This window comes from Methylomonas sp. Uni0009 (assembly GCF_054188105.3).
The window spans coordinates 3699938-3718799 of record NZ_JBTAFN010000001.1; the positions used below are offsets into that span (position 1 = coordinate 3699938).

18 protein-coding genes are annotated in these 18862 nt (G+C 52.9%); 10 read left to right on the forward strand and 8 right to left on the reverse strand.

Translation table 11 applies throughout. The features are described 5' to 3' along the window. The 3 genes from ACWAU0_RS17020 to ACWAU0_RS17030 form a co-directional block, all read right to left on the reverse strand. A complete protein-coding gene (locus ACWAU0_RS17020) occupies positions 1–1272 on the reverse strand; it encodes an MdtA/MuxA family multidrug efflux RND transporter periplasmic adaptor subunit (protein ID WP_319961441.1) in 1272 nt (423 codons plus the stop codon). After that, positions 1269–1928 carry a TetR/AcrR family transcriptional regulator gene (locus tag ACWAU0_RS17025; protein WP_319961440.1) on the reverse strand — a complete coding sequence of 220 codons (660 nt, stop codon included), beginning with the start codon at positions 1926–1928 and terminating at the stop codon, positions 1269–1271. The genes ACWAU0_RS17020 and ACWAU0_RS17025 overlap by 4 nt, the downstream gene beginning before the upstream one ends. Before the next feature lie 311 nt (positions 1929–2239). Continuing rightward, the gene (locus tag ACWAU0_RS17030) at positions 2240–3712 is read right to left on the reverse strand and encodes an MBL fold metallo-hydrolase (protein WP_458137365.1); all 1473 of its coding nucleotides are present in this window, start codon (positions 3710–3712) and stop codon (positions 2240–2242) included. A 431-nt stretch (positions 3713–4143) separates the two neighbouring features. Here ACWAU0_RS17030 and ACWAU0_RS17035 point away from each other — a divergent pair, with 431 nt between their 5' ends. The 7 genes from ACWAU0_RS17035 (at position 4144) to ACWAU0_RS17065 (ending at position 10898) form a co-directional block, all read left to right on the forward strand. Continuing rightward, positions 4144–5415, forward strand: coding sequence for an OmpP1/FadL family transporter (locus ACWAU0_RS17035; RefSeq protein ID WP_523070813.1), 1272 nt, complete (start codon positions 4144–4146; stop codon positions 5413–5415). Positions 5416–5489: 74 nt separating this feature from the next. Then, positions 5490–6647: a pyridoxal phosphate-dependent aminotransferase gene (locus ACWAU0_RS17040; RefSeq protein ID WP_033156475.1), complete on the forward strand. Its 1158-nt coding sequence runs from the start codon at positions 5490–5492 to the stop codon at positions 6645–6647. Between the two features lie 201 nt (positions 6648–6848). Further along, on the forward strand, positions 6849–7505 hold the full coding sequence (gene ribA, locus ACWAU0_RS17045; RefSeq protein ID WP_084153270.1) for a GTP cyclohydrolase II: 657 nt from the start codon (positions 6849–6851) through the stop codon (positions 7503–7505). Next, positions 7483–8199: a RibD family protein gene (locus ACWAU0_RS17050; RefSeq protein ID WP_458137367.1), complete on the forward strand. Its 717-nt coding sequence runs from the start codon at positions 7483–7485 to the stop codon at positions 8197–8199. Before ribA ends, ACWAU0_RS17050 begins: the two co-directional genes overlap by 23 nt. Next, positions 8196–9236, forward strand: coding sequence for a zinc-dependent alcohol dehydrogenase (locus ACWAU0_RS17055; RefSeq protein WP_458137368.1), 1041 nt, complete (start codon positions 8196–8198; stop codon positions 9234–9236). The genes ACWAU0_RS17050 and ACWAU0_RS17055 overlap by 4 nt, the downstream gene beginning before the upstream one ends. A gap of 173 nt (positions 9237–9409) precedes the next feature. Beyond that, entirely contained in the window at positions 9410–9787 is a 378-nt protein-coding gene (locus ACWAU0_RS17060) for a 6-pyruvoyl trahydropterin synthase family protein (RefSeq protein WP_458137369.1), read from the forward strand. A 13-nt stretch (positions 9788–9800) separates the two neighbouring features. After that, complete coding sequence (locus ACWAU0_RS17065; protein WP_458137370.1) at positions 9801–10898, forward strand: glycosyltransferase family 4 protein; 1098 nt, start codon at positions 9801–9803, stop codon at positions 10896–10898. A gap of 4 nt (positions 10899–10902) precedes the next feature. On the opposite strand, the gene ACWAU0_RS17070 is transcribed toward ACWAU0_RS17065, so the two are convergent. Together ACWAU0_RS17070 and ACWAU0_RS17075 are read right to left on the reverse strand one after the other, a co-directional pair. Further along, positions 10903–11100: a DUF6316 family protein gene (locus ACWAU0_RS17070; protein ID WP_415880688.1), complete on the reverse strand. Its 198-nt coding sequence runs from the start codon at positions 11098–11100 to the stop codon at positions 10903–10905. Between the two features lie 347 nt (positions 11101–11447). Further along, positions 11448–12197, reverse strand: coding sequence for an IS5 family transposase (locus ACWAU0_RS17075; protein WP_458137371.1), 750 nt, complete (start codon positions 12195–12197; stop codon positions 11448–11450). A gap of 35 nt (positions 12198–12232) precedes the next feature. On the opposite strand from ACWAU0_RS17075, the gene ACWAU0_RS17080 reads away from it, so the two are divergent. Beyond that, positions 12233–12757 carry an REP-associated tyrosine transposase gene (locus ACWAU0_RS17080; protein WP_458139238.1) on the forward strand — a complete coding sequence of 175 codons (525 nt, stop codon included), beginning with the start codon at positions 12233–12235 and terminating at the stop codon, positions 12755–12757. Positions 12758–12918: 161 nt separating this feature from the next. Continuing rightward, positions 12919–13449 (forward strand): hypothetical protein, encoded by a 531-nt coding sequence (locus ACWAU0_RS17085; RefSeq protein ID WP_458137372.1) that lies wholly within the window; start codon positions 12919–12921, stop codon positions 13447–13449. A gap of 360 nt (positions 13450–13809) precedes the next feature. Here ACWAU0_RS17085 and ACWAU0_RS17090 read toward each other — a convergent pair whose 3' ends face one another. The 3 genes from ACWAU0_RS17090 to ACWAU0_RS17100 form a co-directional block, all read right to left on the reverse strand. After that, positions 13810–14499 (reverse strand): hypothetical protein, encoded by a 690-nt coding sequence (locus tag ACWAU0_RS17090; RefSeq protein WP_033156368.1) that lies wholly within the window; start codon positions 14497–14499, stop codon positions 13810–13812. Between the two features lie 186 nt (positions 14500–14685). Continuing rightward, entirely contained in the window at positions 14686–15669 is a 984-nt protein-coding gene (locus ACWAU0_RS17095; RefSeq protein WP_458137373.1) for a lysylphosphatidylglycerol synthase transmembrane domain-containing protein, read from the reverse strand. Next, positions 15669–16775 carry a CDP-alcohol phosphatidyltransferase family protein gene (locus ACWAU0_RS17100; protein WP_458137374.1) on the reverse strand — a complete coding sequence of 369 codons (1107 nt, stop codon included), beginning with the start codon at positions 16773–16775 and terminating at the stop codon, positions 15669–15671. The genes ACWAU0_RS17095 and ACWAU0_RS17100 overlap by 1 nt, the downstream gene beginning before the upstream one ends. A gap of 200 nt (positions 16776–16975) precedes the next feature. Between ACWAU0_RS17100 and ACWAU0_RS17105 the strand changes: the two genes are divergently transcribed. Beyond that, positions 16976–18592: a sulfatase-like hydrolase/transferase gene (locus tag ACWAU0_RS17105; protein ID WP_494521764.1), complete on the forward strand. Its 1617-nt coding sequence runs from the start codon at positions 16976–16978 to the stop codon at positions 18590–18592. Positions 18593–18862: the final 270 nt, after the last annotated feature.

Sequence of the window (18862 nt, forward strand, 5' to 3'; positions counted from 1 at the left end):
TTATCCGCGCCGCCGGCGTCTGCCGGATTCGTCTTCCGGCTTGGGTTGCAATTCCGGTTTGGCGGCGACTGCTTGCCCATCTTTCTCGGCCACATCCACCACCGCGCCATCCTTGACCCGATCAATGCCGGTAAGGATGAGTTGTTCGCCCGCCGTCAGATTATGTTCGATAGCCACCTTTTCTCCTTCGCTGGGGCCGGGGGCCACGCGGCGCAGATGGGCGATGTTCTCGGCATCGACCACATACACAAACGCACCCTGGGTATCGTGCTGCAAGGCGCTGCTGGGTATCTGCGTGACGCCGTGCAAGGTATCCAGATGCATGCGCACGTTAACAAATTGATTGGCGAATAGGGTTTGTTCGAGATTGTCGAATTGAGCTTTCAGTTTAATGGTGCCTGTGGTCGGGTCGATTTGATTGTCAAGCGCGGTAAGCTTGCCTTCCGCCAGCTTCAGCTTGCCGCCTCTGTCATAGGCCTCTATGTTAATGACCTGGCCGCTGCGATAGCGCTTCACCACCTCCGGCAATTTGTCCTCGGGCAGCGTGAACACCACGCTGATCGGTTGTAACTGAGTGATGACGACGAGGCCGTTGGCGTCGTTAGCCCTGACGATATTGCCTTGGTCCACTTGCCGTAAGCCCACCCGTCCGGAAATCGGCGCGGTTAGCTTGGCGTAACCGAGTTGCAACTTGGCGCTATCGACCAGGGCCTGATCCATCTCGACATTGCCGCGATATTGTTTGACCTGCGATTCTTGGGTGACGGTTTGTTGGGCGGCAATCGAATCCTGTTCCAGCAGGGTTTGATAGCGGCTCCGGTCCAACTCGGCGTTTTGCAACAAGGCCTGGTCGCGGGTCAGCTGGCCTTGGGCTTGTTGTAATTGCACCTGAAACGGCCGCGGGTCGATTTCTGCCAGCAGATCGCCAGCTTTGACCATTTGCCCTTCGCTGAACGCCACGTTCACCAGTTCGCCGTCCACTCGCGGCTTGACGGTCACGGTACGTAGTGCGGTGACGGTGCCGAGCGCGTTCAGATAAACCGGAAAATCGCCGCTGCTGGCGGACTGGGTAGCCACGACCGCAGGAGCATCTGGTTGTTCAAAAAAGCGCCGGCCTTTACCGCCACCGCGCTCGGCTTTAGTATCCGGGGCGGCTTCGCTGTGCTGAAAATAGACGCCGGCGCCGGCCAGACTCACCACTAATAGCGCGCCGGTCCATAGCCAGGGCCGGCGCTTGCTCGACGAGGGGAAATCGGAAATTTGTGGGTTCATGCTTGGATACGCTTAGGTAAGGTTTGCGAGCGGATGGCACGGATGCCGGCCAGCGAAAAGTCCACCACGTGCTCGGCGAAGGCGCCGATGTCGTTCATGTCGCTGGGCAGGGCGCGTTGCGGCCGGGCTTGTTGTATCTGTTTCAGGCGTAGCAATTGAAAGCATTGGCCCATGATGCTGGCGTGGCAATATTGCAATTGTTGTTCGCTAGCGTCCTGCCCCAGGCATTCGCGCAGCAAGCCAAACATTTGCTGACGTTGCGGATTGATTTCCTTTTCCAGAATGTCGGCCAGCAAGCGCGTTGGTTGCGCCATTTCCTTGTGAATGATGGCAAACGAATAAGATTCGTCGTCGGCCAGGCGGCGGATTAGCGATTTGATACGGCCGGCCAGCCGTTGCTCAACCGGAGCCTGCCGAGACACGCCGCCGTCGGGCGGATGCTGGCCCAATTCCTGGTTGAAGGCATGCCGCCAAGCTTCCAGATATAGGGTTTGCTTGTCGCCAAAATGATAATTCACCGAGGCAATATTGGCTTGGGCCTGCTCGCAAATCTCGGCGATGGTCGCGTCCTGATAGCCTTTTTCGGCAAAGATGCGGCCGGCGGCATTCAACAATCGCTCGCGAGTTTTCTCCGACTTGGTTTTTAGGTCAGTCATGCGTAGTACTGGAACGATGAGAGGATAAATGTGAAATTGCTAATTAAAATACGCATTTAACAAAGCACGCTACATGCCAACTTTGGGAAGGTGGCGTTTTAAAGGGTCTAGCCGCGATTGCGGCGGGGGATTGCTTGAAATTCAGCAGCGATTGGCTGTGGGGTGTTGATGGCGGGGCAGAACCCACTTTTTGCTGAGGCGCCCGCTCAGCGCTCGCCAGCATCGAAAGTTTATTGGGATTTCTAAGTCAGGCCTGTTTGCGCTGAGATTGAGGCGCCGGCATTCAGCCGGTGCCTCAATTGTTGATCTGCTTATCGCGAAGCTTTGGTGATGCCGATGGCTTTACGCAGATCGCCTAAGGTCACCACACGCGGACCGTGCAAGGCAGCAATCTGTCCAACATCCAATTTAAGCCGTTGAACATTTTCATACAGATTCAACGAATAAGGGTTCACAGATGTGGGCGCCGGCGAGTTTGCAGATTGCGGCGTGTAGGCGTCGGCCTCGATCAATATCTTTTCCTTGGGCAAATACACCGCAACGAAGGCATCGTTGTGGCTATTCCCGGATAAAGCATGAATTTCGATATTACGTTTGCCGTCAGAAATCACCTGTTTGCCGGCAAAGCTGAGGAAGTTTGGCGCTTTTTTGGATTTCTCCAGATTGTCGGGGTTAATGCTATGCGGTGCAGCCCAGACTTTCTCGTAATAAGCCTGATTGGGCTGATGGGTGACGATAGTGGCGCCGGCATCGACGAAGGTGCGCAAGCCGCCGCTGTGGTCGAAGTGCGCGTGAGTATTGATCACGTATTTGATCGGTTTATTGGGGATGGTCTCCTTGAGTTTTTCGATCAGCGCCAAGGAGCGTTCTTCGTTTTGCGGTGCTTCTACCAGCACGATATGGTTTAGCTGCTCGATAGCCACGCTATGGTGAGTACCGCCGGTCAAATAATACACGCCGTCCGCAAGTTTATTGGCAGCGACGATTATGTTTGGTTTCTTGGCGGCTTCGGCAGGTACCGCAATGTCTACGGGCGGGTTGGCTTTTACCGTGGTGACGTGCAAATCCAATACCGGATAGCCGCCTTGCAGACGGACGATGTGGCTGGGAAACAGGCCGCCGTCAAATTCCTTGTAGTCGCTGTATTGGGTTTCCAGCAAGGTGTCGCCAAGCACCGGATTGTCAATCCAGGTTTTGACCTTGGTTAATTGGTGGCGGGCATTCAATGTCCCCTGGTAGCGGTATTTGCCGTCCAAAGTAAAGCTGACTTCGGTATCGGTGCCCTTGTCTTCAGTTTTGGCCTGATGGCTCTGCGCTGCTCTTAAAAATCCTTGTGGCGTGGCCCAGATTTCGGCGGCGCGTTCTTCGCTAGCGGTGGGTTGCGTGGTGATGGCGGGGTTAGCGCTGGTGGCGCCGGCCGCAGGCGGGGCAATATTCCAGGCATAAGCGCCGCTGACGTATTGATCAACCTTTTGCTCGGTGGGTTGCGGCCGATTCCGCCCCGGCTCTATCTCTTGCAAACGGCTGATTTGCACGCGGGCGCTGGCGGTTTCGTAATTGATGTCGGCGGTGTAGTTTTTGACGGCAAACGGCGGCCAGGGCAGGTCGGGATTCGGCGCCTGACCGAATTGGTACCAACGGCCGGTGCCGCTAAATTCGATGGATTTGAGGTTCGTGACGCCCGCGGCATCGCTGGCTAATTGGATGCTGTTTTGCTGCAGCGAACTACAGCCGGTGAAAATAAGCGCGGTTAAACCGGCCGTTCGGTATAGCAATTTATACATGTTAACTCCTGTTGGTTTGAAATAGGTGTATGGATCGGTAAGGGTCAAATTAGGCTGTCTGCCGCTAATGCCGGCCGGTTGGACAGTGTCGCTACTGGGATTTTCGGCGCTGATTGATTTCAATTGGAGCTGAGCTCAGCAAGAGCTGTGCCGTTTAACGGTAGGCCGCAAACCCGGCGCAACCAGGGGGATGGCTTATGTTGATAGGAAGGGCGATATGCTGCTCAACTAGCAACGTTTGCTGCTTAGGTGTTTATGCAGAATCAGCTCGGTGTGCCGTGTCGGGCCCGATGATAAAAACAACATGCAGTGCGTCTTACGCATCTTGTCTTTATGCCAATATCTGAAATAGACATCGAAATATATCGTTTTTAAAGAGAGTCTGGCGCTGGATAGAATTTCCCTAAGCTTGTCACACAGGGAAACCTTTTATGTCGTTTGCAAAAATATCATGGGCCATGTTGGGATCTTTTACCGCGTTGGCTGTGTGCGTGCCCGCCGCGAACGCCACCAACGGCTATTTTGCCCACAGCTACGGCGCCCGGAGTAAAGCCTTGGCCGGGGCCAGTACCGGTTTTGCGCAGGATGCGATTGTCTCGGCGATAAACCCGGCGGGCCTAGCCTATGTGGGTGATCGTCTGGATTTGGAATTTGAATTATTCAGTCCGCATCGTGAATACCGCGTAAACGGCGGCGGCATGTTGGCGACCGGGTCGGTCGAAAGCGACAGCGAGTATTTTCCGGTGCCGACCCTGGGTTGGAGTTACAAATTGGATTCTGAGCAAACCCTTGGTGTAGCGATGTACGGCAATGGTGGGATGAACACCGATTACAAACCATTAGTTAACGGTAATGGCTTATTTACCGGCGCGAACGGCACGTTCGGCGCTGGCCGCACCGGTATCGATATGGCGCAAGCGTTTATCGTCGGCACCTACGCGCATTCGTTTGCTAAAGGCCGTTATGCGCTCGGAATATCGCCGATTTTTGCGGCGCAGACTTTCAAGGCCAGAGGCCTGAATACATTCGGTCAATTCGGTTTTTCCAGTGAACCGGATCATTTATCGGATCAGGGACGCGATTATTCTTTCGGTGCCGGCTTCCGGGTAGGCGGATTGGCCGAGTTAACGCCGGGTTTGCGATTGGGTGCGTCTTACAAAAGCCGCATCTATATGTCCAAGTTCGAACGCTACTCCGGCTTATTTGCCCAGGGCGGTGGTTTTGATATTCCGGACAGCTTTAATGTTGGATTGTCCTGGGATGTTAGCAAAGCGCTGACCGCCAATTTTGACGTCGAGCATATCCGCTACAGTGAAATTAAATCGGTCGGCAACACCTTTCAGGGCAATTTGCTGGGACACGCCGACGGCCGAGATTTTGGCTGGAACGATATGACGATTTATAAAGCCGGGGTGCAGTGGCAGCAAAGCCCGGATTGGATTTGGCGCGGCGGCCTGAGTTATGGGCAGCAACCCATTGAAGGCTCCGAGGTGCTGTTCAATATTCTGGCGCCTGGGGTGCAGGAATGGCACTTGACCGGCGGCTTAAGTCACGCGCTTAGCAAACAAGACGAACTCAGTTTTGCGTTTATGTATTCGCCGCAGAAAACCATTACCGGCCCAAATCCATTGAGTCCGGGCCAATCCATCGATTTGTCGATGAGCCAGTTTTCGCTGCAATTTGGTTGGACTCGGCGGTTTTAATTCATTCAGGGCTCTCCTCCCTCTCAAGCGCCGTCAAGGCGCTTCTTTTTAAACGACTGTTACAACATATGCCGATGACTTTTCCCGCTGCTAACCGGATTGCCAATCTTAAACCGTCCGATATACGTCTGATGACCCGCGAGTGCGAACGCATCGGCGGGATCAATCTGGGTCAGGGCTTAGGCGATTTGCCGGCACCGGCCCTAGTGCGGGACGGTGCGATAAAGGCTATTCAAGACGGCCTCAATACCTACACTGCCTCGGAAGGTGTGCCGCCATTACGGCAGGCGATTGCCGCCAAGCTTAAGCGCGACAATGGTTTGGACGTCGATCCTGACAGTCAGATCGTGATTAGCGGCGGCACAACGGGGGCATTTGCAGCTACTTTGACGGCGCTATTAAACCCGGGCGACGGCATTTTGCTGATGGAGCCTTACTACGGCTACCATTTGAACACGATTTTGCTCAACGGCCTGGAGCCGCAGTTTTTAACCTTGGCGCCGCCGACTTTTGCGCTTGACGAAGCGGCGTTGCGTGCCGCCCTAAAACCCAATACCCGGGCAATCGTGGTTTGCACACCCAGTAATCCCAGCGGCAAACTCTTCAGTGCCGCCGAGTTGGCAATCATCGAGCGAGTAGCCGAGCAGCACAATTTGCTGGTTATTTCCGACGAAATCTACGAATACATCACCTACGACGGCGTGCCGCATATTTCCCCGGCCAGTGTCGGCAATCTGGCCAAGCGTACGGTCAGTATCATGGGCTTTTCCAAAACCTTTAGCATTACCGGTTGGCGGCTGGGTTATGCGGTCGCCGAACCGGCATTGGCACAGGCGATAAATTTGGTTAACGATTTACTCTATGTTTGTGCACCGTCGCCTTTGCAATACGGCGCGGCAGCCGGTTTGCAGGCGCCGCCGGACTATTTTCAGCAGCTCAGGGCGCAGTATCAACGCAAGCGCGACATCATTTGCGCCGGCTTGCATGCGGCTGGTTTGACGCCCTTAGTACCGCAAGGCGCCTACTACGTGTTAGCCGACATCGGCCACTTTGGGTATCCCACCGCCAAAGCCGCCGCATTAGCTATTCTGGAACAGACCGGTGTCGCCAGCATTCCGGGCGGTTCCTTTTATCAAAGCGCCGCCGGCGAGGGTTTGATTCGATTTTGCTTTGCTAAGGATGACGCGACCTTGCATGAAGCAGTTAAGCGTTTGAGTAACTTCCACCCTTGATCAATTTGCTAAAGGCTTTTAAGCAAAATAATGTGTGGCTTGTGCTTTCTGGTAGTTGTTTAAACAACAGGCAGTCAACAATTGCTGCGCGTGAGGCAGCAGTGTAGCGATGGCTAATTTGCTAAATACTATGTCAAACAAGCACTTGAAAGCTGGCACGCAAGTTGATTTATGAAAGGAATTAAGCATTTATCGAACACCATGTCCAAATCTACCGTTTCCCGACTCGCCAGCACCCGAATTCCCACGGCGTATGGCGACTTTCAACTCTGCTATTACAGCAACACCCTGGATAACAAAGAACATCTGGCGTTTGTGATGGGTAGCGTCAGCGATGCCGACAATGTCTTGGTGCGCATCCACTCCGAATGTTTTACCGGCGATGTGCTGGGTTCCAGACGTTGCGACTGTGGTGAACAACTGGATCGCTCGTTGCAATTGATCGCCAGCCAGGGTGCCGGCGTTTTAGTTTATCTGCGCCAGGAAGGCCGCGGTATCGGCCTGTTGCAAAAAATGCGCGCTTATAACTTGCAAGACCAAGGTTACGACACGGTGGACGCCAATTTGTTGCTGGGCCACGGTGCCGATGAACGAGATTACTCGTTGGCAGTCCGCATTCTGGAGGAGCTGGGTGTCAAGTCGATACGCCTGATGACCAACAATCCGTTAAAGATTCAAGCTTTGGAAAGCGAGGGCATGCTTGTCAAAGCTCGTATTCCTTTGGAAGCCGCGGTTAATGCCGACAATCAAGGCTATTTGCTGACTAAAGTTAGGCGTATGGATCATCTATTGTGGGTTAAACCTGCCGCTATCAGGGTAAGCGAGAGAGCCGCACATGCTTGTGAACCAGCAGATTGAGCGCTGGCTGATCGCCCAAACAGCGTTTTCCGAATCAGCGGAACGGCCGTTTGTCACGCTAAGTTATGCGCAAAGTTGGGATGGCAGCATTACCACGCGCGCCGGTGAAACCTTGGGCTTGAGCGGTTCCGAGTCGCGGCGTTTGACCCACCAACTCCGTAGTCTGCATGACGGCATCCTGGTTGGTATCGGCACGGTGCTGACCGATGACCCGCAATTAACGGTGCGCGAATGGGATGGGCACAACCCGCAACCCATCGTGCTGGATAGCGGTTTACGCACGCCGCCGACCGCTCGCCTCTGCCAACGCAAGGATAAAGACTGCTGGCTGCTAACCTGTTTAAAACCCGACGGGACATTCGGCGGCAACGCCGAAATCATCACTTTAGCCGGCGATGACGATGGGCGTGTTGACCTGTCGGCAGCCCTGCAACGACTTTGGGAAAAAGGCATCCGCACGTTGATGGTAGAAGGCGGCAGTCAAGTCATCACCGCCTTTTTAAAAGCACAATTGGCGGATGCCTTGGTGTTGACCATTGCGCCGACTTTGGTCGGCGGTTACAAGGGCGTCGGCAACCTGGACCTGGGCTGTAAAAGCCAGTTGCCGCAAATTCGACCGCTACATTCGCAGATGCTGGGACAAGATTTGATCATGTGGGGAAATTTGCATTATCTCGAGCCTGCCTTAGCGTGAACGCTCAACAACTTTGGTTTACCAAGCCCGGAGAGGTGGAAATCCGCGAGCAGCGCTTGCCGCCGTTGCAGCCTGGGCAAATATTGGTGAAGAGTGTTTGCTCCGCGATCAGCGCCGGCACGGAAATGCTGGTTTACCGGGGACAATTACCCACCGATATTGCGTTGGATGCCTCGCTGGTGGCCTTGCAGCAGCAAACCGCTTATCCCTTGCAATATGGTTATGCCTGTGTCGGCCGCGTTGAACAGATAGGCGTTGGCGTGGATGCGGCCTGGCTAAATAAGCGCGTGTTTTCATTTCAGCCCCACGCTAGCCATTTTATTGCCACGGCAGAGCAACTGATCGTATTGCCTGATGATGTCGAAGCCGAGGCGGCGGTATTTTTAGCCAACATGGAAACAGCCGTTAATCTGGTGCTGGACGGTGGTCCGGCGCTGGGGGAGCGGGTGGTCGTTTTAGGGCAGGGCATCGTTGGCTTGTTGCTATCCAGCGTGCTGTCACGTTTTCCGTTGGCGCAATTGCTGGTTTTTGATGAAATCGGCAAACGCCGCAATTACGCTGAGTGGCTGGGGGTGCATCACGCTTTCGATCCAAAGTCAGAAAGCCACATAGCGAAATTGAAAGACACTTTGCGATTGCCGGTCGATTTGTCGGCAACCCCAAATTCCGGCTGCGATTTGATCTTTGAAGTCAGTGGTTCGCCCGAGGCATTGAATCTGGCTATCGAGTTATGCAGCTATTCCGGGCGTATCGTGATCGGCAGTTGGTACGGTAACAAATCCGCTGCTGTGCAACTGGGTGGGGTGGCCCATCGCAATCGAATCAAATTCATCAGCAGCCAAGTCAGCAGCATTGCGCCGGAATTGACGGGGCGCTGGGATAAAACCCGGCGTTTTCAACAGGCTTGGCGGATGATTCGGCAGGTGAAGCCGCAAGCACTGATCAGTCATCGCATTCCCATCGACCAAGCCGCAGACGTTTATAAACTGCTGGATCAAGCGCCGGAACAAGTCTTACAAGCCATTTTTATTTATTAATAGACCATAGCTTTACATGAATTTAGCCCCCTCTCTTCGCGGGAGAGGGCTGGGGTGAGGGGGGATAAAACCCTAGTCTAACCTTCGCCTAAATGACATGTTAGTACCAGAGAACGAACAAGGCATTGGCCGCCAGTAACAAAAATAGCCACCAAAACCCAAGGAAAAGCAATATGTACAGCGTAGCCGTCAGCCGAGACTTTATCGCCAACCATTACTTAATCGGCGGCGATTGGGGTAGCGAAAACCAACCCCACGCCCACCATTACATCGCCGAAGTGCGTATCGACGGCGAGGAACTGGATCAGCACGGCTATCTGGTAGATATTGTTGCCATCGAAGCTGCTTTGGATGAAATCGTCACCGGCTTTCGCGATCAAATGCTCAACGACAAGCCGGAGTTTGCTGGTTTAAACCCCAGTATCGAGCACTTCAGCCGCATCATCTGCGAAAAAATCGCGGCGGCTATCAATCCGCCGGGCACCGGTAGACTACGGGTAAAACTCTGGGAAAACGCCACCTGCTGGGCGGCTTACCGTTTGGCGTTCTAAACCGGCAAACATCATGCACATTGGCTTGCTGGTCGTTGGCGACATGAATAGCGTCAGCGGCGGTTATTTGTATAACCGCAAGTTGGTATCTTACCTGCAAAGCCAAGGTGATCAGGTCAGCATCATCAGCTTGCCGCCACATAATTATTGGCGGCTGTTGGCGGAAAATATTACCGGCGATTTGCTGGAGAAAATCGCCGCAGCCAAGCCGGATATTCTGATTCAAGACGCTATGGTGCATCCGGCGGTGTTTAATTTAAATCGGCGCATTAGCAGTCAACTGCACATCCCGCTAATCGCCCTGGTGCATCTGCTGGTCAGCATCGACCAAGCACCTTGGTATAGCCGCTGGCTGTACAGAATTATCGAGAGCCGCTATTTACAAGCGGTGAACGGCATCATCGCCAACAGCCGGACCACGCTAAGCCAAATCCGACAGCTACTGGCCGGCGAATTACCTCCGCACTGTATTGCTGTGCCGGCCGGCGATAATTTTGCGGGCGTAAACATCGATCACACAGCCGTGTTAAACCGCGCGCTGGAGCCAGGACCGCTGAGAATATTGCTGGTGGGCAACGTCATCCGCCGCAAGGGTTTGCATGTATTGCTCAAAGCCCTTAACCAACTGCCAGCACCGGACTACCTGCTCAGCGTGGTCGGACGGCTGGACATGGAACCGGGCTATGTCGCGGAAATTAAAACCCTGATTCGCGATGCCGGATTGACGCAAAGCGTGCCCTTGCTCGGCCCAATGCAAGGTGAAGCGTTGGCCGATTTGTACCGGCAACATCATCTATTAGTCATGCCATCCGCTTACGAAAGCTACGGCATTGTCTACGTGGAAGCCCAGCAGGTTGGCTTGCCGGTGATCGGCGCCACGGCGGGCGCGGCCTGGGAGATTATTCGCGATGGGGAAAACGGCTATTTGATCGAACCCGAAGGTCATGTCGCCTTAGGCAATTTGTTACAAACCCTGCATCATGATCGACAACTGCTGGCTCGATTGGGCGCTAACGCCCTGCAATTCTATGCCGACCATCCCAAATGGGAGACAAGTTGCGCCGGCATCCGCGCGTTTTTATCGGGTCAAGTAATCGGGCAAAGTCGATAAACACTCAGCCATTCGCCAATAACCGCGTGCGCCGGCTAGCAAGTCCCTGTCGGGCACAGCTATCGATGTAGTGGTGCAGCGCCACCTGAGCATTGGTTTTAGAGGAAAACGGCCCTTTACGGCCTTCCCGAGTCAAAAAATACCAGGCGGGCAGCCCGGTACTAGGATTAACTACAGACAAAAATCGTTCGGTGCGAAACATAGACCACTCACTCTCAAGGATTAAACAGGCGTGATGCCGATAATGTCGTATCACTATTTATGCCATGTTTATAAGCCTTGCCAAGCCTGGCTTTATTACGCCGGGCTGGATAAAAAGTGTTGCTGGAGATACTGATATTGTTGATCGGGTGTATGGAAAACAATTTAGCGGGATGGCTCACAGGACTAAGCTTGGGCTAAACTCAATGGGCTTCGTAGGATGGGTAGAGCGAAGCGAAACCCATCGCTAACTTCAAACTTACGCTGAAAAAAATGACTGAATACCGTCGCCATCGTGTCCAAGGTGGCACTTATTTTTTTACGGTAAATCTAGGGGCTGTTGCCGTTTCACATCGGTAACCATATAAATGCACAAGCCAGGGCGATAGCACCTTCAAAATTGCGTTTTAGTTTGTCATATCGGGTGGCAATAGCTCTAAAATGTTTCAGTCGCGCAAATACGTTTTCAACGAGGTGGCGATATTTATAGAGACACCAGTCCATTTCCTCATTCCCGACTATTGAATTTTGTTTTCTTGGGATGATGGGGACTGTGCCTTGGTCTCGAATTTGAATCCGTAACGGCTCGCTGTCATACCCTTTGTCTGCAATCATGTAGCCCGCCTGGGGGAGCTTGGCCACAAATTCCGGCGCTTCTTTGCAGTCATGTACTTCGCCCCCCGTAATCGAGAACTGGATGGGAAGTCCACCGGCATCAACCGCCATATGGATTTTGGTCGTGTTGCCTGCGACCGATTTCCCGATGGCTGTTGGATTTTCATGGGCGCCGCCGCTACTGTGTTGATGGGCTTTAATAATGCTGCCATCAATAAATAGCCATTCCAAATCAGGCTCAATCACTAGCGCTTGAAAGATACCCCTCAGCTTTTCTTGCAGTGACCAGGCATTGAAGCGCTTGTACGCGGCATTCCACTTGCCAAAAGCGACGGGCAAGTCTCGCCAAGGGCAGCCAACACGCAAGCGATAAAAAATCCCTTCGACCGTTTGCCGAAGACCGGGTTTGTCGTAAATGCTGAAACTCAACATAATCGTTTTTAGCTTTTCCCAGTGGGTATCTGTAAGCAGTTGGCGTGGCATTCGCTAGTTATCGTTTGATTGAAAACTCAATCAATATGGCTCGCCAATCGATTTTCAAAGGGATTATGACAAAATGGCAACAGCCCCTAGCTGATAGAAGCCAAACACTACTGACCGATCATATTGAGATTTTGCGAGAATCCTTCCGTATGGTTAAACAAAAACATCGATTTACAATGGAAGCGATTGTAGTGTTGCCGGAACATCTGCACGCCATTTGGACATTACCTGATGGTGACGATGATTTCAGTTTGCGCTGGCGACAAATCAAATCAGAATTTTCCAGGCATATCGAAATTGGTGAGAAAATTTCCGATAGCCGTATTCGTAAAAATGAAAGAGGAATCTGGCAAAGACGATTTTGGGAGCACCAAATAAAAGACGATAACGACTTTGCCAAGCATGTGGATTATATTCATTTCAATCCAGTAAAACATGGTTATGTCATAACCGTCGCGGATTGGCCTTATTCATCGTTTCATCGGTATGTTAAACGAGGGATTATTCCCGCCAATTGGTGCGGAGTGATGGGATTGGAAAATGATTTAAATTTGGGATAACGGTGGTTATGGTTTTATTTGATGGGTTTCGCGTTGCTCTACCCATCCTACGGTCCTGACGAATCATATTGAGATTTTGCGATAATCCTTCCGTACGGTTAAGTAACAGCATCTATTTGCAATGGATGCAGGTGTGTGTTCTGCCCAATGAAAATAGCATCATGAAAAATCGAAAACATGTTTCTGGGACACGAATTTTTTGGATTGGAAAGGTTATGAAGAAGATTGATATGGGTTTGAATAATACGAAAGAAATAGAAATACGGCGCAAAGCCCGTTGGTTATTGCGCTTTACGGCTTTAATTGCATTAACAAATTTATTTTTTACGCCGTCTAGTTTTGCAGGCCCTAATTCTAATCTTGAATGTACGTCATCAGGACTTGAGGCAATGATTAAGGAGGTGGATGCATTTTTTAATCAGGAGAATAGAAACGACTCATTCATTAAAGTAAATCATATTTCGGATAAGTATCTCAATCCAAAATGTAATTTGTTTGAGCAGTTTAAAATCATGCTTGCTTACGGATTTAAAGTTAACGGTCAGAAAGAAAACGAAATTGAACTCGAAATTCCATTGTTGAAAGATCGATGGTTTCTGTTGTTTAGGCCTGGTTTACAAATAATTATTCGCTTCAACAAAGACAATAAAATTACTGAAGTTTATTCGTATATAGCAAACGTAACGCTATAACCCAAGGAGATAAGACGTGAGTGCGGAAAAAATACAAATTGGTTATTTGCCAGTCAAAGGCGTCGAATATTTTTATCATAAATTCATCATGTATACCGATGCCAATTGCGACAAAACGATAATCGAAGTGCCATAGATAACGCCTTAAAACCGCTTATATGATCGAAATATTTGGATCAAAAGGTTTGCCGGATTTCAAGATAGCGACGGCAAGGTGGATGGATTTACGCATAGTTACATAGTATGTGCTGAACGGAGGGAAGCGCATCAATCACTCGCAATCAATGGGCTTCCTTTCGTCAGCCCATCCAATAAGCTACACGGTGCACACGCTAATCGTGCCCACCCTCTCAAACCAACTCAATCCGCCGCAAAGCAATAAAAATAACCCGCGCCGCCGGTGCTGACCAGGTTTTCCTGGCTGCAGCCTTTGCTGTCGTGGGTGGAGTTCCAGGAGACGTTGCCGCCGGTGGCACCGCGATTGGTGCGGTCGGAGTGGCCGACGCGAACGCTGCCTTCCCCGCTGCTGGTGTAGTTTTTACAGGTGTGGTCGGCGGCATCGGTGTAGGCGCGGCCGTCCGGCTTGGAGCCGGTAATCAGGTCGTGCTGGTTAGGTGTAGCGCCCACGCCATTGATCTGCGCGCCTTTTTCGGTGAGGTTGGTGGTGCGATGCACGTTGTTGCCCAATTGGCCTAACTCCACGGTGTCGCCATGCAGATGGGCAACATCGTTGGCAACGATCGCGCCGTTAGCGTTGGCCCAGGGGCCGTTGCCGATCCGGTCGCGGGCGTTGACGGCGGGTTGGTCGGCCGTGGCCTGGGTGCTCAAATAGGCGCGCCAGGTACGGTTGCCTGCACCGACGTCAGTCGCCAGTTTTTGGCAATGCGCATCCGCGCCCGCCAGGCCACCCAAGTCCGCGCCTTTGCCGGAGCCAACACTGGTAACGAAAAAGCCTAGCGGCGGTTTGGGGGCGTCGCTGGGGGCTTGTTGAGCGAAGGCAGTGTTGGCGCTCAGAACGAGCAGGCCGGCAACAAAGCTAGTTTTTTTCATGCATTTTCTCTCTGGTTATGGGTTATCAAAACGGATGCCTTGAGCAAGGTTCCTGCTCGGAAAACAGCACTAATCGTGCCGTATTTAATCGCCAGGGAATTCCGTTGTTGAACAGAGTTAATGCGCGCCAACTGTTGCGATACAGACAGGGTTTGCTGATACCCTGCCTTCAGGCAAGCACTTGTGCTACCGTCTTGCCTGTAAAACGCGCAAGCAACCCAAGCCGCTGACGAGCATAATCGCGTCGCGCAAACGCATTAACGCAATCAAGCCAATGGCAGCTTCGGCGGGCCAACTCAAATATTGAAACGCCCAGAATAGCGCCGCTTCCAACGATCCAACGCCGCCCGGCAGCGGTAACAAAAATGACAGGCGCATCGCCACCAAAACCACCAGAAATGCAGACATATCCAGGGCAAAATCAAATACGCCAAGCAGCAGCCATAACTCCAATAGCAAACCGGCCCAGCCGCATAGAGAAAATATAAAGGCTTTGCATAAAGCCGGCTTACCTGCCGTGACAGCGTCCTTTAAGTCACTACCCAAGCGCTGCCAATGGGTTTCGATGTTTTGCAGGCGCGGATGCTGCTGCCAACGCCGAGCCAGGCGCTTTAACCCAGCCAATATCTGTTCCGGCTGCTTTAAAATAAACCAGCCAAGCAAGGACAGGGTCAGCAAGATAGCGGTCAGACTCAGCAGGATTTCCCGCCAGTTGGCGACAGCGCCGGCCGGTGAAGCCAGCAGCAATAGCACCGCCAAGATCAGGATACTGAAGTTGATCCACAGCTCGTAAAACCTATCCAGGCCCAAACTCAGCAGCGCCCCGTGCAGCGGCAAATGGCAGCGTTTGTATAGCCAAAAAATCTGCAAAGGCTCGCCGCCGAATTGCGGGCCGGGCGTGATGAAACTGACGGCTTGGCCGGCTTGGCGAATCAGCAATAACTTAGCAACACCAACCGGTAATTTCAGCAAATCACTCAGTACCCACCAACGCTGGGCAGCCAGAAAAATAATCGCAAGATTCAGTGCTATCCAGGCTAGCCATTGGCTAATAGATAATGTGGCTATGCTCCGGTTAATAGCGCCAAGCGGCAATTGGCTAAACACCGTGCCAGCTAGCAGCAACGCCGGCAACCACAATAAAATCGGCAGCGCCTTAAACCAGTTCATCAGGCCCCGTCATAGCGTTGAATCCACTCGTCGCCCCATCTCCAAAGGCTATAACGGCCGGTACCCAGCAGCAAAATCCAGCTGGCAGAGAAGATCAAACCATAAGACACAATAGGATTGCTATCGTACGGATAATGCCAACCCAAGGAGACGATCACGATCAACGCTCCCAAGCGCCCGGCCAAGCCAAGCACAACCAGCGCAGCGCCTAGCACCAGCAGTTTGTCCTTGGTGTCGATGGCATCCGGTATCAGCAAAACCAGCAGCAACGGTACTAATAATCTCAGCCCTGGCTGAAAATACTGCGCGCTCCAATTTGCCAAGCGCTGATAGTCCTGCTGCTTTAACCTACCGCACACCACCCACCAGTCCGCCGCAAATCCGAACAGTACCGGCAACATGAAGGCAATGCCGGCGATAGCGGTCAACTCGGGGTCAAGCAGCGGCCAGAGCGCTACGGCAACAAACGCCATTTGAAAGCCCGCCAAAGTCCGACGCAAAGGATTTTCCGGCAAGTCGTATAAGGGCAACCCCAGTAAGCTACGGCGCTGCAAGCCCCACCGATAAACATAGTAAGCCACGCTCAACAGCAGATAAGAGCCATGCAGTTTGCCCAAACCGATTGCCAATAGCGGTGCGATCACCAATCCCAGCGCATCGAAGGTAATATCCAATTCATTACCCAACAGGCTAACCTGTCCGCTACGGCGAGCCGCGAAGCCGTCCAACCTATCGAGGATAGCCGCCAGCGTGTAAAACATCGCCGGCAAGCAAAGATAAGCGGCAAGCGCTTGCTGCATAAACAAAAAGCCGCCGGTCAGCGCAATAAATCCGCCACGCATGAGAGTTAAACGATTGCCCCAGCCGAGGCTACCGTAAAGTGGCGCTTCCAAACTGGCGCGGTTCAACGGTAAACGCCGCCATACGCATAGGCAGACATAAGCCCAAATTAGACTGGCCCGAAACAGCCAGAGGCCGGCAAGCTGCCAATTTTCCGCAACGCTGAATACACCAAAACCGATCAGCAACACGCCCAAGCCCAATTGGGCGATTACGCGCAATTCGTGCTGCAGAAAATTTAAGTTGGCATTCTCGGTTCGTTGCATGTGTGTCTGTTACTGAGTCGGATTGACCGATAAGCTCAAGCAGATGCCGTGCCAGTTTGGCGTTGTTTTTGCTTGCAAGCAGTATCATCCTTAAACACACAACAGCACATTCGACTTAGCATGCCCGCCTCAGCAAACTTAAATTCACTTTATCGGCAACGGTTTTGCCGGCCACATTTAACCAGCTTGCGGGGCTATAGATGCTAGGCGATAACAGGATTTTCCATTCTCACCGGACAGCTCATCTTTCAACCGGTTTGAATGGTTTCGCGGTGATTTATGTATTGACGGCGTTGCTTATCCCCAATCGCTTAAGCTCGATCTCGTTGGAGGCTTTTGCTTACCTGCCGTTAGAAGCGCTATTGCTTGGACTGGCGCTGCTAGTGCCGGGCCGGGTCGGCTTAGTGATTCGATTATGCGCCACCGGACTGCTGGCGACGGGGATCATCTTTAAAATGGCCGACCTCGCGGCATACCAGGTTTTCGACCGGCCGTTCAACCCGGTACTCGATTCCCGCTTTCCGGCGGACGGCATGAATCTACTGCAAGGCACCATTGGCCAAATTGGCGCCATCGTCGTTGCGGGTTTGCTAATCGCCTTATTGTTGAGTATCTTTTGGCTGACCAACACCTTGCTGCGCCGGGTACAAGCGCTGCTGCAAAGTTCGGCGCAAATTACTGGGCTGGCCTTATGCGCCGGCCTGACGGTTTGGAGCGCATGCGCCTTGGCTGGTTGGTCGCCAGCAGCGAAGCCGTTTTACGACCTAATGGCCCAGCACGTTGCCAGCATCCGCAGCGGCATGGCCGATCAGGAAAGTTTCAACAACGTCGTCGATAGCGACCCTTATGCCGCCGTGCCGGACAGCGCATTGTTCGAAAAATTGAAAGGCAAGGATGTGCTGGTGGTGTTCATCGAATCGTATGGCCGGACCGTGCTCGACAAAGCCGATTACGCCGCACATATCCGTCCCCTATTACAGCAAAGCAGCGCCGATCTGGCCGCAAACGGTTTGTCGGCGCGGAGCGCTTACCTGACCTCGCCGACTTACGGCGGCATCAGCTGGCTGGCGCATGGCACCCTGATGTCCGGTTTATGGATCAATAGCCAGACCCGCTACGACCGCTTGGTGATGAGCCAACGCCCGTCCTTGAATCGCCTGTTCCACCGGGCCGGCTGGCGCACCGTGGCGGTACAACCGGCACATACCATGGCCTGGCCGCAAGGCGAATACTTCGGTTACGACCGCATCTATGCCGCGCAAGACTTGGGCTACCAAGGCCAAACCTTCAACTGGATCACGATGCCTGACCAATACACGCTGTCGGCCCTGCAAGCCTTGGAGCGCAAACCCGGCGCGCGCCAACCGTTGATGGCCGAGCTGGCCTTGATTTCGTCGCATGCGCCGTGGACGCCGTTGCCGGAGCTAGTGCAGTGGGACCAGGTCGGCGACGGCAGCATCTTCAATCAAGCCCGCGTCGGCGACACCCCGGAAGTGGTTTGGCAAAACACCGAGCGCATCCGCGAACAATATCGAAAATCCATCGAATATGCGCTGGCGAATATCATCTCCTACGCGATTAACTATGGTGACGATAACCTGGTACTGCTGGTGCTGGGCGACCACCAACCAGCACCGTTTGTGACCTGCGAATCGGATAGCCACGATGTGCTGGTGCATCTGATTAGTCGCGATAGCAAGGTGATGGATGCAATAAAGGAGTGGCAATGGACGGACGGCATGCTGCCGGCCAGCGATGCGCCCGTGCTGGGCATGGATAAGTTACGGGAGCGGTTTATCGCGGCGTTTTCCCGATAAATTTTGGTTCCTGGTTTTGTGCAAGGTTTTGGCGTTGTTGCGCTGAGGTAGAGTTTTTGGTCTAGGCCTGCTGGTGCCGACCCGTTATTCCGCTCAAGGCTTTACCCCCCAAGAGGTATTCAGTACGGCAGAAAAGGCAGCAGCTCCATTTTGGCAACTGCTTGTAGATACTTTCTTCGGCCCGCCAGGATTCAGGGCTTTACCGCAATGCCAGATACTCCGTGGGGTAGTGCTAGCAATTGTTGGATATACGTTGACGCCTTTGCCTCA

Excerpts from the sequence above, each read along its gene's own strand:
- ACWAU0_RS17050 (WP_458137367.1), top strand. The coding sequence starts at position 7,483 with ATGCTTGTGAACCAGCAGATTGAGCGCTGGCTGATCGCCCAAACAGCG.
- ACWAU0_RS17075 (WP_458137371.1), bottom strand. The coding sequence starts at position 12,197 with ATGCCACGCCAACTGCTTACAGATACCCACTGGGAAAAGCTAAAAACG.
- ribA (WP_084153270.1), top strand. The coding sequence starts at position 6,849 with ATGTCCAAATCTACCGTTTCCCGACTCGCCAGCACCCGAATTCCCACG.
- ACWAU0_RS17100 (WP_458137374.1), bottom strand. The coding sequence starts at position 16,775 with ATGCAACGAACCGAGAATGCCAACTTAAATTTTCTGCAGCACGAATTG.
- ACWAU0_RS17070 (WP_415880688.1), bottom strand. The coding sequence starts at position 11,100 with ATGTTTCGCACCGAACGATTTTTGTCTGTAGTTAATCCTAGTACCGGG.
- ACWAU0_RS17060 (WP_458137369.1), top strand. The coding sequence starts at position 9,410 with ATGTACAGCGTAGCCGTCAGCCGAGACTTTATCGCCAACCATTACTTA.
- ACWAU0_RS17035 (WP_523070813.1), top strand. The coding sequence starts at position 4,144 with ATGTCGTTTGCAAAAATATCATGGGCCATGTTGGGATCTTTTACCGCG.
- ACWAU0_RS17105 (WP_494521764.1), top strand. The coding sequence starts at position 16,976 with ATGCTAGGCGATAACAGGATTTTCCATTCTCACCGGACAGCTCATCTT.
- ACWAU0_RS17080 (WP_458139238.1), top strand. The coding sequence starts at position 12,233 with ATGGCTCGCCAATCGATTTTCAAAGGGATTATGACAAAATGGCAACAG.
- ACWAU0_RS17025 (WP_319961440.1), bottom strand. The coding sequence starts at position 1,928 with ATGACTGACCTAAAAACCAAGTCGGAGAAAACTCGCGAGCGATTGTTG.
- ACWAU0_RS17020 (WP_319961441.1), bottom strand. The coding sequence starts at position 1,272 with ATGAACCCACAAATTTCCGATTTCCCCTCGTCGAGCAAGCGCCGGCCC.
- ACWAU0_RS17095 (WP_458137373.1), bottom strand. The coding sequence starts at position 15,669 with ATGAACTGGTTTAAGGCGCTGCCGATTTTATTGTGGTTGCCGGCGTTG.
- ACWAU0_RS17065 (WP_458137370.1), top strand. The coding sequence starts at position 9,801 with ATGCACATTGGCTTGCTGGTCGTTGGCGACATGAATAGCGTCAGCGGC.
- ACWAU0_RS17090 (WP_033156368.1), bottom strand. The coding sequence starts at position 14,499 with ATGAAAAAAACTAGCTTTGTTGCCGGCCTGCTCGTTCTGAGCGCCAAC.
- ACWAU0_RS17040 (WP_033156475.1), top strand. The coding sequence starts at position 5,490 with ATGACTTTTCCCGCTGCTAACCGGATTGCCAATCTTAAACCGTCCGAT.
- ACWAU0_RS17085 (WP_458137372.1), top strand. The coding sequence starts at position 12,919 with ATGAAAAATCGAAAACATGTTTCTGGGACACGAATTTTTTGGATTGGA.
- ACWAU0_RS17030 (WP_458137365.1), bottom strand. The coding sequence starts at position 3,712 with ATGTATAAATTGCTATACCGAACGGCCGGTTTAACCGCGCTTATTTTC.